This window comes from Enterobacter asburiae (genome assembly GCF_008080435.1).
GTDB classification, from domain to species: domain Bacteria; phylum Pseudomonadota; class Gammaproteobacteria; order Enterobacterales; family Enterobacteriaceae; genus Enterobacter; species Enterobacter asburiae_C.
In genome coordinates this window covers 398,134-411,153 of record NZ_VRKN01000004.1, presented here as the reverse complement: position 1 = coordinate 411,153, position 13,020 = coordinate 398,134, and the positions used below count along the sequence as shown (strand labels likewise).

Annotated in this window: 15 protein-coding genes; all 15 read left to right on the top strand. The window is 55.1% G+C overall.

From position 1 onward, the window contains the following. Position 1: 1 nt before the first annotated feature. The 15 genes from fabD to nagZ all read left to right on the top strand — a co-directional run bounded on the left by fabD (position 2) and on the right by nagZ (position 13,008). Positions 2 to 931, top strand: a complete 930-nt coding sequence (gene fabD, locus FU672_RS10685) for an ACP S-malonyltransferase (RefSeq protein WP_148243230.1) — start codon at positions 2 to 4, stop codon at positions 929 to 931. A gap of 12 nt (positions 932 to 943) precedes the next feature. Next, positions 944 to 1,678, top strand: a complete 735-nt coding sequence (gene fabG, locus FU672_RS10680) for a 3-oxoacyl-ACP reductase FabG (RefSeq protein WP_148243229.1) — start codon at positions 944 to 946, stop codon at positions 1,676 to 1,678. Positions 1,679 to 1,832: 154 nt separating this feature from the next. Further along, entirely contained in the window at positions 1,833 to 2,069 is a 237-nt protein-coding gene (acpP, locus tag FU672_RS10675) for an acyl carrier protein (protein ID WP_003857954.1), read from the top strand. 91 nt (positions 2,070 to 2,160) lie between these two features. Continuing rightward, positions 2,161 to 3,402 (top strand): beta-ketoacyl-ACP synthase II, encoded by a 1,242-nt coding sequence (gene fabF, locus FU672_RS10670; RefSeq protein WP_148243228.1) that lies wholly within the window; start codon positions 2,161 to 2,163, stop codon positions 3,400 to 3,402. A gap of 120 nt (positions 3,403 to 3,522) precedes the next feature. Beyond that, positions 3,523 to 4,332, top strand: a complete 810-nt coding sequence (gene pabC / locus FU672_RS10665; RefSeq protein ID WP_148243227.1) for an aminodeoxychorismate lyase — start codon at positions 3,523 to 3,525, stop codon at positions 4,330 to 4,332. Between the two features lie 2 nt (positions 4,333 to 4,334). After that, positions 4,335 to 5,357, top strand: a complete 1,023-nt coding sequence (gene yceG / locus FU672_RS10660; protein ID WP_148243226.1) for a cell division protein YceG — start codon at positions 4,335 to 4,337, stop codon at positions 5,355 to 5,357. Next, entirely contained in the window at positions 5,347 to 5,988 is a 642-nt protein-coding gene (gene tmk, locus FU672_RS10655) for a dTMP kinase (protein WP_148243225.1), read from the top strand. The genes yceG and tmk overlap by 11 nt, the downstream gene beginning before the upstream one ends. Further along, on the top strand, positions 5,985 to 6,989 hold the full coding sequence (holB, locus tag FU672_RS10650; RefSeq protein WP_148243224.1) for a DNA polymerase III subunit delta': 1,005 nt from the start codon (positions 5,985 to 5,987) through the stop codon (positions 6,987 to 6,989). The genes tmk and holB overlap by 4 nt, the downstream gene beginning before the upstream one ends. A 10-nt stretch (positions 6,990 to 6,999) precedes the next feature. Then, a complete protein-coding gene (locus FU672_RS10645; protein WP_148243223.1) occupies positions 7,000 to 7,794 on the top strand; it encodes a metal-dependent hydrolase in 795 nt (264 codons plus the stop codon). Positions 7,795 to 8,091: 297 nt separating this feature from the next. Continuing rightward, on the top strand, positions 8,092 to 9,525 hold the full coding sequence (gene ptsG, locus FU672_RS10640) for a PTS glucose transporter subunit IIBC (protein WP_148243222.1): 1,434 nt from the start codon (positions 8,092 to 8,094) through the stop codon (positions 9,523 to 9,525). Between the two features lie 247 nt (positions 9,526 to 9,772). After that, positions 9,773 to 10,132 (top strand): purine nucleoside phosphoramidase, encoded by a 360-nt coding sequence (gene hinT, locus FU672_RS10635; protein ID WP_006809243.1) that lies wholly within the window; start codon positions 9,773 to 9,775, stop codon positions 10,130 to 10,132. Position 10,133: 1 nt separating this feature from the next. Then, entirely contained in the window at positions 10,134 to 10,508 is a 375-nt protein-coding gene (locus FU672_RS10630) for a YcfL family putative periplasmic lipoprotein (RefSeq protein ID WP_063144624.1), read from the top strand. Between the two features lie 13 nt (positions 10,509 to 10,521). After that, positions 10,522 to 11,166, top strand: a complete 645-nt coding sequence (lpoB, locus tag FU672_RS10625; RefSeq protein ID WP_148243286.1) for a penicillin-binding protein activator LpoB — start codon at positions 10,522 to 10,524, stop codon at positions 11,164 to 11,166. Then, positions 11,147 to 11,971, top strand: coding sequence for a thiamine kinase (gene thiK, locus FU672_RS10620; RefSeq protein ID WP_148243221.1), 825 nt, complete (start codon positions 11,147 to 11,149; stop codon positions 11,969 to 11,971). Before lpoB ends, thiK begins: the two co-directional genes overlap by 20 nt. 11 nt (positions 11,972 to 11,982) lie before the next feature. Next, the gene (gene nagZ, locus FU672_RS10615) at positions 11,983 to 13,008 is read left to right on the top strand and encodes a beta-N-acetylhexosaminidase (RefSeq protein ID WP_148243285.1); all 1,026 of its coding nucleotides are present in this window, start codon (positions 11,983 to 11,985) and stop codon (positions 13,006 to 13,008) included. The last annotated feature ends 12 nt before the right edge of the window (positions 13,009 to 13,020 follow it).

The following is a 13,020-nucleotide window of genomic DNA, read 5'->3' as shown; positions in this document are numbered from 1 at the left end:
AATGACGCAATTTGCTTTTGTGTTTCCGGGCCAGGGCTCTCAAACCGTTGGGATGTTGTCTGAAATGGCAGCACACTATCCGGTAATTGAAGAGACTTTCCGTGAAGCTTCTGATGCACTGGGTTATGATTTATGGGCGCTGACCCAGCAGGGTCCGGCCGAAGAACTGAACAAAACCTGGCAGACCCAGCCAGCGCTGCTGACCGCGTCCGTTGCGCTGTGGCGTGTCTGGCAGCAGCAGGGCGGTAAAGCGCCAGCGCTGCTCGCGGGTCATAGCCTGGGTGAATACTCTGCGCTGGTGTGTGCCGGTGTGATCGCGTTTGCTGACGCAGTACGTCTGGTGGAACTGCGCGGTAAATTCATGCAGGAAGCGGTGCCAGCGGGTACCGGTGGCATGTCTGCCATCATTGGTCTGGATGATGCTGCGATTGCGAAAGCGTGTGAAGAATCTGCTGAAGGTCAGGTTGTCTCTCCGGTAAACTTCAACTCGCCGGGCCAGGTGGTTATTGCCGGTCATAAAGAAGCGGTTGAGCGTGCGGGTGCGGCCTGTAAAGCTGCGGGTGCTAAGCGTGCACTGCCGCTTCCGGTCAGCGTGCCGTCTCACTGCGCGCTGATGAAGCCTGCTGCCGAGAAACTGGCGGTTGAGCTGGAAAAAATTACGTTTAACGCACCGACGATTTCGGTCGTGAACAACGTCGATGTGAAATGCGAAACCACGCCGGAAGCTATCCGTGACGCACTGGTTCGCCAGCTCTACAGCCCGGTACAGTGGACCAAAACCGTTGAGTTTATGGCAGCGGAGGGCGTTGAGCATCTGTATGAAGTCGGCCCAGGTAAAGTCCTCACCGGCCTGACAAAACGTATTGTTGACACCCTGACAGCCTCGGCGATTAACGAGCCGGAAGCCCTGTCAGCGGCACTCTCGCAATAAAAGAGGAATACCATGAGTTTTGAAGGAAAAATTGCCCTGGTCACTGGCGCAAGCCGCGGTATCGGGCGCGCAATTGCTGAAACACTGGTTGCGCGCGGCGCGAAGGTGATTGGTACAGCAACCAGCGAGAATGGCGCGAAGAATATCAGCGAGTATCTGGGTGCAAACGGTAAAGGTCTGGTACTGAATGTGACTGAACCTGCATCTATCGAATCTGTTCTGGAAAATATTCGCGCAGAGTTTGGCGAAGTGGATATTCTGGTAAACAATGCCGGGATCACGCGTGATAACCTGTTAATGCGAATGAAAGACGACGAGTGGAACGATATCATCGAAACCAACCTGTCATCTGTATTCCGTCTGTCAAAAGCGGTAATGCGCGCTATGATGAAAAAGCGTCATGGACGTATTATCACTGTCGGTTCTGTGGTTGGTACCATGGGAAATGCTGGTCAGGCTAACTACGCTGCGGCGAAAGCAGGTCTGATTGGTTTCAGTAAGTCGCTGGCGCGTGAAGTTGCGTCCCGCGGTATTACAGTAAACGTTGTTGCTCCGGGCTTTATTGAAACGGACATGACGCGTGCGCTGACGGATGAGCAGCGTGCGGGTACGCTGGCGGCAGTTCCGGCGGGTCGTCTTGGCGACCCTAAAGAAATCGCCAGCGCGGTTGCATTTTTAGCCTCTGACGAAGCGGGTTACATCACTGGTGAGACCCTCCACGTCAACGGCGGGATGTATATGGTTTAACCACGATGAAAAATATTTGCGTTATTAGGGCGAATGGCCTCAAAATAACGTAAAATCGTGGTACGAACTGCCGGGATTTAGTTGCAAATTTTTCAACATTTTATACACTACGAAAACCATCGCGAAAGCGAGTTTTGATAGGAAATTTAAGAGTATGAGCACTATCGAAGAACGCGTTAAGAAAATTATCGGCGAGCAGCTGGGCGTTAAGCAGGAAGAAGTTGTGAACTCCGCTTCCTTCGTTGAAGACCTGGGCGCAGATTCTCTTGACACCGTTGAGCTGGTAATGGCTCTGGAAGAAGAGTTTGATACTGAGATTCCGGACGAAGAAGCTGAGAAGATCACCACCGTTCAGGCTGCCATTGATTACATCAACGGTCACCAGGCGTAAGTGAACATCTCCAGGCGGTCATTCGACCGCCTGAGTTTTATCTTTTTTAGTCCCACGAATCTCTTTTTTTATCCCTCCCTGGAGGACAAACGTGTCTAAGCGTCGTGTAGTTGTGACCGGACTTGGCATGTTGTCTCCTGTCGGCAATACCGTAGAGTCCACCTGGAAAGCTCTCCTTGCCGGTCAGAGCGGCATCAGCCTAATCGACCATTTCGATACTAGCGCCTATGCAACGAAATTTGCTGGCTTAGTAAAGGATTTTAACTGTGAAGAGATCATCTCGCGCAAAGAACAGCGCAAGATGGATGCCTTCATTCAATATGGAATTGTCGCTGGCGTTCAGGCCATGCAGGATTCTGGCCTTGAGATTACGGAAGAGAACGCAACCCGTATCGGCGCCGCTATCGGCTCCGGGATTGGCGGTCTTGGCCTGATCGAGGAAAACCATACATCTCTGATGAATGGCGGCCCGCGTAAGATCAGCCCGTTCTTCGTTCCGTCCACGATTGTTAATATGGTGGCGGGTCACCTGACCATCATGTTCGGCCTGCGTGGGCCAAGCATTTCTATCGCGACCGCCTGTACGTCTGGCGTACATAACATCGGCCAGGCCGCGCGCATTATTGCGTACGGCGATGCAGATGCTATGGTTGCGGGCGGTGCTGAAAAAGCCAGTACCCCACTGGGTGTAGGCGGTTTTGGTGCGGCGCGTGCGCTGTCTACCCGTAATGACAACCCGCAGGCGGCGAGCCGTCCGTGGGATAAAGACCGTGACGGCTTCGTGCTGGGCGACGGGGCGGGCATGATCGTACTGGAAGAGTACGAACACGCGAAAAAACGCGGTGCGAAAATTTATGCTGAAATCGTTGGTTTCGGCATGAGCAGCGATGCTTACCACATGACGTCTCCTCCGGAGAACGGCGCGGGTGCTGCGCTGGCGATGGAAAACGCGATTCGTGATGCGGGTATTACCCCAGCACAAATTGGCTACGTGAACGCGCACGGCACCTCTACGCCTGCAGGCGATAAAGCTGAAGCTCAGGCGGTTAAGTCTATCTTCGGCGAATCTGCCCGCCGCGTAATGGTGAGCTCCACGAAGTCCATGACCGGTCACCTGTTGGGTGCGGCGGGTGCAGTAGAGTCAATCTACTCCATCCTTGCGCTGCGCGATCAGGCTGTTCCGCCAACCATCAATCTGGATAACCCGGATGAAGGTTGCGATCTGGACTTCGTTCCTCACGAAGCGCGTCAGGTTAGCGGTATGGAGTACACTCTGTGTAACTCCTTCGGCTTCGGCGGCACCAATGGTTCTCTGATCTTCAAAAAGATCTGATCCTGACGTCCCGATAGCAATTAAAAAGGTCCGCTTGCCGGGCCTTTTTTATTAAGCCTAATCTTCTTGTCGGCTGCATAACATCCTGCCAGACTAAATGCCCACGCATAAGGAGCCACCATGTTTTTAATCAATGGCCTTGAGCAGGACACGCTGCCTGCCAGCGACAGGGCGATACAGTTCGGTGATGGTTGCTTTACGACGGCGCGCATTCTGGACGGTGATGTTTGCCTGCTGGAGGCGCACATTCGACGCCTGCAGCATGGCTGTGAAAAGCTAATGATCCCCTTTACGCACTGGGACACATTGCGTCAGGAAATGGGCCAGCTTGCATCCGGGAAGCACAGCGGCGTACTCAAGGTTATCATCAGCCGCGGCAGTGGTGGCCGGGGTTATAGCGCCGCATCGTGCCTCAATCCAACGCGTATCCTCTCCGTTTCTGCTTATCCTGCGCATTACTCTCGCTGGCGAGAAGACGGCGTCACGCTGACGCTGAGCCCAATACGACTGGGACGAAACCCGATGCTGGCCGGGCTTAAGCATCTCAATCGCCTGGAGCAGGTGCTCATTCGTACTCATCTTGAACAGACGGACGCCGATGAAGCGCTGGTTCTTGACAGCGAAGGGTTCATTACGGAATGCTGTGCGGCTAATTTACTCTGGCGGCAGGGGGAAGAGGTGTTCACTCCGTCGCTGGAATACGCTGGCGTAAATGGGTTAATGCGTCAGCTTTGTCTGGAACAGCTGGCACGCTCTGGCTTTCGCGTTGTCGAAGTTAGCGCAGGAGAAACTGCATTACAGACCGCAGAGGAAGTTATCATCTGCAATGCGCTGATGCCAGTTGTACCCGTTCGTGCGTATGGTCAACAACGCTGGTCTTCGCGCGAACTGTTTCAGTTTTTAGCCCCGATACGTGAGCAAACCAGATAGTCATGAAAAAAATGTTGCGCTTTGTCCTTATCCTCATCGTTGCGCTGGGCGTCGCTGGCGGAGCTGGCATATGGAAAGTTCGCCAGCTGGCGGACAGTAAGATCCTGGTTAAAGATGAAACGATCTTTACCCTGAAAGCGGGAACCGGCCGTCAGGCGCTTGGGGAACAGCTCTATGGCGACAAGATTATTAATCGTCCACGTGTATTCCAGTGGCTATTGCGCGTGGAACCTGAGCTGTCACATTTCAAAGCCGGTACCTATCGCTTTACGCCGGGAATGAGCGTCAGAGAGATGCTGCAGCTGCTGGAAAGCGGCAAAGAAGCCCAGTTCCCCTTACGGTTTGTGGAAGGGATGCGCCTGAGCGATTACCTCAAACAGCTGCGTGACGCGCCGTATATCAAACATACGTTAAAAGACGATAGCTATCAGACGGTGGCTGAAGCACTGAAGCTTGAACATCCGGAATGGGTGGAAGGCTGGTTCTGGCCAGACACCTGGATGTACACGGCAGGCACGACCGATGTGTCCATCCTGAAGCGGGCGCACAAAAAAATGGTCGCCGCCGTGGATGCCGCCTGGGAAGGGCGAATGGAAGGATTGCCTTACAGCGATCCAAACCAGTTTGTGACCATGGCCTCGATCATTGAGAAAGAGACGGCCGTCGCTGCTGAGCGCGATCGGGTGGCATCGGTATTTATCAACCGTCTGCGTATCGGCATGCGTCTGCAAACCGACCCTACCGTTATCTACGGCATGGGCGAGAGCTATACCGGCAAGATCTCAAGAAAAGATCTGGAGACGCCAACGGCGTATAATACCTACGTGATTAGCGGTTTACCGCCAGGCCCGATTGCCACGCCGAGTGACGCGTCGCTCAAAGCTGCCGCGCATCCGGCTAAAACACCGTATCTCTATTTTGTGGCTGATGGAAAAGGGGGGCATACCTTTAACACCAACCTTGCCAGCCACAATCGCTCTGTTCAGGACTATCTGAAGGCACTTAAGGAAAAAAATGCGCAGTAAATACATTGTCATTGAGGGACTCGAAGGGGCGGGTAAAACCACCGCCCGCAACGTGGTGGTGGATACGCTCAAAGCACTTGGCGTGGCGGACATGGTATTTACCCGCGAGCCGGGCGGCACGCAGCTGGCTGAAAAGCTGCGCAGCCTGGTGCTGGATATTAAATCCGTCGGCGACGAAGTTATCACTGACAAAGCCGAAGTGCTGATGTTCTACGCGGCGCGCGTTCAGCTGGTTGAGACGGTTATCAAACCTGCCCTGGCCGACGGCAAGTGGGTGATCGGCGACCGTCACGATCTGTCGACTCAGGCGTATCAGGGCGGAGGACGCGGTATCGACCAGACAATGCTGGCCACGCTGCGTAATGCCGTATTGGGGGATTTTCGCCCCGACCTGACGCTCTATCTGGATGTGACCCCGGAAGTAGGTCTCAAACGTGCGCGCGCGCGCGGTGAGCTGGACCGCATTGAACAAGAGTCGTTTGATTTCTTTAACCGCACCCGTGCGCGCTATCTTGAACTGGCCGCGCAGGACAGCTCAATTTGTACCATCGATGCGACGCAATCCCTGGACGACGTCACGCGTGACATTCAGCAAACCATTACGCGGTGGGTGCAGGAGCAGCAGGCATGAAATGGTATCCATGGTTGCGCCCACACTTTGAACAGCTGATCGGCAGCTATCAGGCGGGTCGGGGGCATCATGCGTTACTGATTCAGGCATTGCCAGGGATGGGTGATGATGCGCTGATTTATGCCATCACCCGTTTTCTGATGTGTCAGCAGCCGGAAGGGCACAAGAGCTGTGGTAAATGCCGTGGCTGTCAGCTGATGCAGGCGGGCACGCATCCTGACTACTACACCCTTGAGCCCGAGAAGGGCAAAAGTGCGCTCGGCATTGATGCCGTGCGTGAAGTCAGTGAAAAATTGTATGAACACGCGCGGCTGGGCGGCGCTAAAGTGGTCTGGCTTAAAGACGCCACGCTGCTCACCGAGGCGGCGGCGAACGCTCTGCTTAAAACCCTGGAAGAGCCGCCGGTAAAAACGTGGTTTTTCCTCTCATGCCGTGACCCGGGACGATTACTGGCGACGTTGCGCAGTCGTTGTCGTCTTCATCACCTTGCGGTGCCTCAGGAATCGTGGGCGTTAAGCTGGCTTGAACGAGAGGTGACAACGTCACCTGAGAGTGCGCTGTCCGCCTTGCGTCTGAGCAGCGGTGCGCCAGCTGCGGCGCTGGCATTACTGCAACCTGACGTCTGGTCTGAGCGAGAAACGCTCTGCCGGGCCGTCGACGCTTCACTGAACAGCCACGACTGGCTAAGTTTACTGCCTGCGCTTAACAGCGATCGGGCCGTTGAGCGTCTGCACTGGCTGGCCTCCTTACTGCTGGATGCGCTCAAAATCCAGCAAGGGGCAACGCTGCTGACCAACCCGGATGCGTGGCCACTGGTGAATACGCTGGCGAACCGCCTTTCAGGCACGGTTCTTCATGTGATGCTCCATGAAATATGCCAGAGTCGTGAACAGCTCTTAACCGTGACGGGTCTTAATCGCGAGCTTTTACTGACCGACCAGTTACTGCGTATTGAACATTACCTGCAACCCGGCGTCACACCGCCTGTTTCCCATCTCTGAGAGAGACATTATGTTTTTAGTCGACTCACACTGCCATCTTGATGGCCTGGATTATCAATCCCTGCATAAAAACGTGGATGACGTGCTGGCAAAGGCCGCTGCCCGCGATGTGAAATTCTGTCTTGCGGTGGCGACGACGCTGCCGGGTTATCGCACTATGCGTGAGCTGGTGGGCGTTCGCGATAACGTGGTGTTCTCCTGCGGCGTGCATCCGCTGAATCAGGACGAGGCGTACGACGTTGAGGATCTGCGCCGACTGGCAGCAGAAGAGGGCGTGGTGGCGATGGGAGAGACCGGGCTGGACTATTTTTACACGCCGGAAACCAAACCGCGTCAGCAGGAGTCCTTCCGCAACCATATTCGCATAGGCCGGGAACTGAACAAGCCGGTTATCGTCCACACCCGCGACGCGCGTGCGGATACCCTGGCGATCCTCCGGGAAGAAAACGTGACGGATTGCGGTGGCGTACTACACTGTTTCACAGAAGACAGAGAAACGGCGGGTAAGCTGCTTGATTTGGGGTTTTATATCTCGTTTTCGGGGATCGTGACGTTCCGTAACGCTGAGCAGCTGCGTGATGCTGCACGTTATGTTCCGCTCGATCGCATTCTGGTGGAGACAGATTCTCCATATCTCGCACCGGTGCCGCATCGCGGTAAAGAGAACCAGCCCGCAATGACGAGAGATGTGGCTGAGTACATGGCCGTACTGAAGGGCGTCAGCATCGATGAGCTGGCCCGCGTGACGACGGAAAACTTCTCCACGCTGTTCCATATCGACCCCGCCCGCCTGCAATCTGTCTGATACACCTGTTTTTTTTAGGCTCGTAATTAATAAGTAAAGCGAGTAAAGTTCACCGCCTCATTTGGGGCGGTGAAGGTGTTTTTAGACACATCCAGACATGCTTTTTGTAAATAACTGAAAGTTTTTCGACCGTCTTAAGCTGAAACGTGATAGCCGTCAAACAAACTCAGAGGGAATTATTTTACTCTGTGTAATAAATAAAGGGCGCTTAGATGTCCTGTCCACGGCACGGTACTCCCCCCGGGCCAATGCGTGAAAGCGTAAAAAAAGCACAAATACTCAGGAGCACTCTCAATTATGTTTAAGAATGCATTTGCTAACCTGCAAAAGGTCGGTAAATCGCTGATGCTGCCAGTATCCGTACTGCCTATCGCAGGTATCCTGCTGGGTGTCGGTTCTGCTAACTTCAGCTGGCTGCCAGCCGTAGTGTCCCACGTGATGGCCGAAGCAGGCGGTTCTGTCTTTGCTAACATGCCACTGATCTTCGCGATCGGTGTGGCTCTGGGCTTCACCAATAACGACGGCGTTTCTGCGCTGGCTGCAGTGGTTGCCTACGGCATCATGGTGAAAACCATGGCTGTGGTTGCGCCGCTGGTTCTGCACTTACCGGCAGAAGAGATCGCCGCGAAACACCTGGCGGACACCGGTGTTCTGGGCGGTATCATCTCCGGTGCGATTGCAGCGTATATGTTTAACCGCTTCTATCGCATCAAGCTGCCTGAGTATCTGGGCTTCTTCGCGGGCAAGCGTTTCGTTCCGATCATCTCTGGTCTGGCAGCGATTTTCACTGGCGTGATCCTGTCCTTCATCTGGCCACCAATCGGCTCTGCTATCCAGACCTTCTCTCAGTGGGCGGCTTACCAGAACCCGGTTGTGGCGTTTGGTATCTACGGCTTCATCGAGCGTTGCCTGGTGCCATTCGGTCTGCACCACATCTGGAACGTTCCATTCCAGATGCAGATTGGTGAATTCACCAACGCAGCAGGTCAGGTATTCCACGGCGATATCCCACGTTACATGGCGGGTGACCCAACTGCAGGTAAACTGTCTGGTGGCTTCCTGTTCAAAATGTACGGTCTGCCAGCTGCAGCGATTGCTATCTGGCACTCTGCTAAGCCAGAGAACCGTGCAAAAGTGGGCGGTATCATGATCTCCGCAGCGCTGACCTCGTTCCTGACCGGTATCACCGAGCCGATCGAGTTCTCCTTCATGTTCGTTGCGCCGATCCTGTACGTTATCCACGCGATTCTGGCGGGCCTGGCGTTCCCAATCTGTATTCTGCTGGGTATGCGTGATGGTACGTCCTTCTCTCACGGCCTGATCGACTTCATCGTTCTGTCCGGTAACAGCAGCAAACTGTGGCTGTTCCCAATCGTGGGTGCATGCTATGCCGTTGCGTACTACACCATCTTCCGCGTGCTGATTAAAGCACTGGACCTGAAAACCCCAGGCCGTGAAGATGCGACAGAAGACAGCAAAGCAGGCGCTACCAGCGAAATGGCTCCGGCTCTGGTCGCAGCGTTTGGTGGTAAAGAGAACATCACTAACCTGGACGCATGCATCACTCGTCTGCGTGTGAGCGTTGCCGACGTAGCGAAAGTAGACCAGCCGGGTCTGAAAAAACTGGGCGCAGCGGGCGTAGTTGTTGCAGGTTCTGGTGTACAGGCAATCTTCGGTACCAAATCCGATAACCTGAAAACCGAAATGGATGAGTACATCCGCGGCAACTAAGTTGTGACCTGGGGAGACTAAGGCAGCCGAATGGCTGCCTTTTTTATTTGTGTCTTAAAAAACGCCACTTAGACGCGCGAGCGGTCACTCTTCACTCAGCTGATGAACATTCAGGAAAGAAATCGAGGGAGGAGGTTGAAAGGACAGGAGAAACTCGCTCATACTCTTGAATTGTGTCACACACCGATCCCGGGAGTGTGTTTACAGCGGACGCATTGCGCCAGATTAAACAAAAAAGGAAAAGGTCATGGCTGAAGAAACGATTTTCAGTAAAATTATCCGCCGCGAAATTCCGTCGGATATCGTCTATCAGGATGAACTGGTGACGGCTTTCCGGGACATTTCCCCTCAGGCCCCGACGCACATCCTTATCATTCCCAATATTCTGATTCCGACTGTAAACGACGTAAAAACCGAGCATGAAGTGGCGTTAGGTCGTATGCTGACGGTGGCCGCGAAAATCGCTGAACAGGAAGGGATTGCAGAAGACGGTTACCGTCTGATCATGAACTGCAACCGTCACGGTGGCCAGGAAGTTTATCATATTCACATGCATCTGCTGGGTGGACGTCCTCTGGGGCCGATGCTGGCACATAAAGGTCTTTGACATGCTTAAAGGGCGTATTGCAGCGCTGGTAATGACGATGATGATTGTGGGATGCAGTTCGCGTCCGGCGATCCCCGTGAATGATGAACAGACGCTGGTAATGGAATCCTCCGTGCTCGCCGCGGGCATCACGGCGCAACAACCCGCGTTGACCATCAGTGAAATCAACTCATCTGCCTCCTCTACGCTCTTTAATGAAAGACATGAACCAGTGACGGTGCACTACCGTTTTTTCTGGTATGACGTAAGAGGTCTTGAAATGCATCCGCTGGAGGCGCCACGCAGCGTCACCATTCCGGCCAGGTCGTCGGTAACGCTCTATGGCAGCGCCAACTATCTGGGTGCACATAAGGTGAGACTTTATCTTTATCTCTGAGGGGTGAACCTTGATTAAAAATTTGAGCCGCTATGCGCTCGTGACAGCTTTCGCTCTGTTCCTGGCAGGGTGTGTGACCCGTACTGAACAGCCTGCGCCTGTGGAAGAGGCTAAACCGGGTACTGAACAGCCGGCACCGCCAACGCAGCAGCAGCCAACCGTGCCGTCTGTACCGTCTATTCCGGCGCAGCCAGGCCCGATTGAGCATCCGGACCAGACGTCACAGCCCGCGCCGCGCGTACGCCATTACGACTGGAATGGGGCAATGCAGCCGATGGTAGGCAAAATGCTGCAGGCGCAGGGCGTGACGGCGGGCAGCGTGTTGCTGGTCGACAGCGTGAACAACCGTACCAACGGTTCGCTGAACGCGGGTGAAGCGACGGAAACCCTGCGCAATGCCCTGGCTAACAACGGCAAGTTTACGCTGGTCTCGGCTCAGCAGCTCGCGGTAGCCAAACAGCAGCTGGGCCTGTCGCCGCAGGATAGCCTTGGCACACGCAGCAAGGCGATCGGCATTGCCCGTAACGTTGGCGCACAGTATGTGCTTTACTCTAACGCCACCGGTAACGTGAATACCCCAGCCCTGCAGATGCAGCTGATGCTGGTTCAGACAGGCGAAATTATCTGGTCAGGTAAAGGTGCGGTTACGCAACAATGACAGCACGCGTGAAGAGATTCTGACGCGCTATTTTCCTCAGTACTGCCTTATCGCGCCGCAGGCCCACTCCGGGCTTGGCGGCGCGAGTTGCATTATAGAGCAGGGCGAACGACGTCTGGTCTTGCGGCAAAATCACGACCCCGATGCGCCTGCCTCCCATTTTCGTCGTCAGTTTCGTGCCCTGAGACGTCTTCCGTCAGATTTCGTGCCAGCCCCTCGTTTTTTCAGACAGGGCTGGATGGCCGTCGACTATCTGGACGGTGACGTTAAAAGCGCGCTGCCGGACACGCCGGAGCTTGCGGCGATGCTGTATCATCTGCACCGGCAGCCACGTCTGGGATGGCGAATTACGTTATTCCCGCTGCTTGAACATTACTGGCAGCAAGCCCTGCCTGACAGGCGTACTCCAGTGTGGCTGGCACATCTCAAGCGGCTGCGTAAAACGGGCGAACCGCAGCCGATTCGGCTCGCGCCGCTGCACATGGATGTTCATGCCGGGAATATTGTTCATACGTCAGCGGGCATCAGGCTTATCGACTGGGAGTATGCCGGAGATGGCGATGTGGCGCTGGAGCTGGCGGCAGTCTGGACGGAGAGTGAAGCCGCGCGGAAGATGCTCATCAGGGACTACGCCCGGGTGGCACATATTGACCCCGACGCGCTGAGGCGTCAGGTCAGACGCTGGCGACCCTGGGTCGTCATGTTAATGGCTGGCTGGTTTGAAATGCGCTATCGGCAGTCCAGAGACAAACAATTTATTGCGCTGGCAGACGATGCCTGGCGTCAGTTACAAACTAAAGGATAAGAGAGGTGGATGTGGGTCCAGTCATGTTGGATGTTGAAGGGTTTGAGCTGGATGCGGAGGAGCGCGAAATTCTGGCGCATCCGCTGGTGGGTGGCCTGATCCTGTTTACCCGCAACTATCACGATCCGGCGCAGCTGCGTGAACTGGTGCGTCAGATCCGCGCCGCGTCGCACAATCATCTGGTGGTGGCCGTCGATCAGGAAGGCGGACGCGTGCAGCGTTTTCGCGACGGTTTTACCCGCCTGCCCGCAGCCCAATCTTTTGCCGCGCTGTTAGGCACGGAAGAGGGGGGCAAACTGGCGCAGGAGGCCGGCTGGCTGATGGCCAGCGAAATGATTGCCATGGATATCGACATCAGCTTTGCCCCGGTGCTGGATGTCGGGCATATCAGCGCTGCCATTGGCGAGCGCTCATACCATGAAGATCCGCGTATTGCGCTGGCAGTGGCGACCCGGTTCATCGACGGCATGCACGATGCCGGGATGAAAACCACCGGGAAACACTTCCCGGGGCACGGGGCGGTGACGGCGGATTCTCACAAAGAGACCCCGCGCGATCCGCGCCCGGAAGCGGAGATCCGCGCCAAAGATATGTCGGTTTTCCAGTCGCTTATCACCGATAACAAGCTGGATGCCATTATGCCCGCGCACGTCATTTACAGCGACGTCGACCCGCGTCCGGCCAGCGGCTCTCCGCACTGGCTCAAAACCGTTCTGCGTCAGGAGCTGGGCTTCAACGGCGTGATTTTCTCTGACGATTTATCGATGGAAGGGGCCGCGATCATGGGCAGCTACGCTGAGCGCGGTCAGGCGTCGCTGGATGCAGGTTGCGATATGATCCTGGTCTGCAATAATCGTAAAGGTGCCGTTAGCGTGCTGGATAACCTGTCGCCGATCAATGCAGAGCGTGTTACACAATTGTATCATAAAGGTTCATTTAGCCGTCAGGAGCTGATGGATTCGGCGCGCTGGAAGACGGTCAACGCCCGGCTTGAAGACCTGAATGAGCGCTGGCAGGCACATAAAGCCAGCCTGTAAACCCTCCCGGAA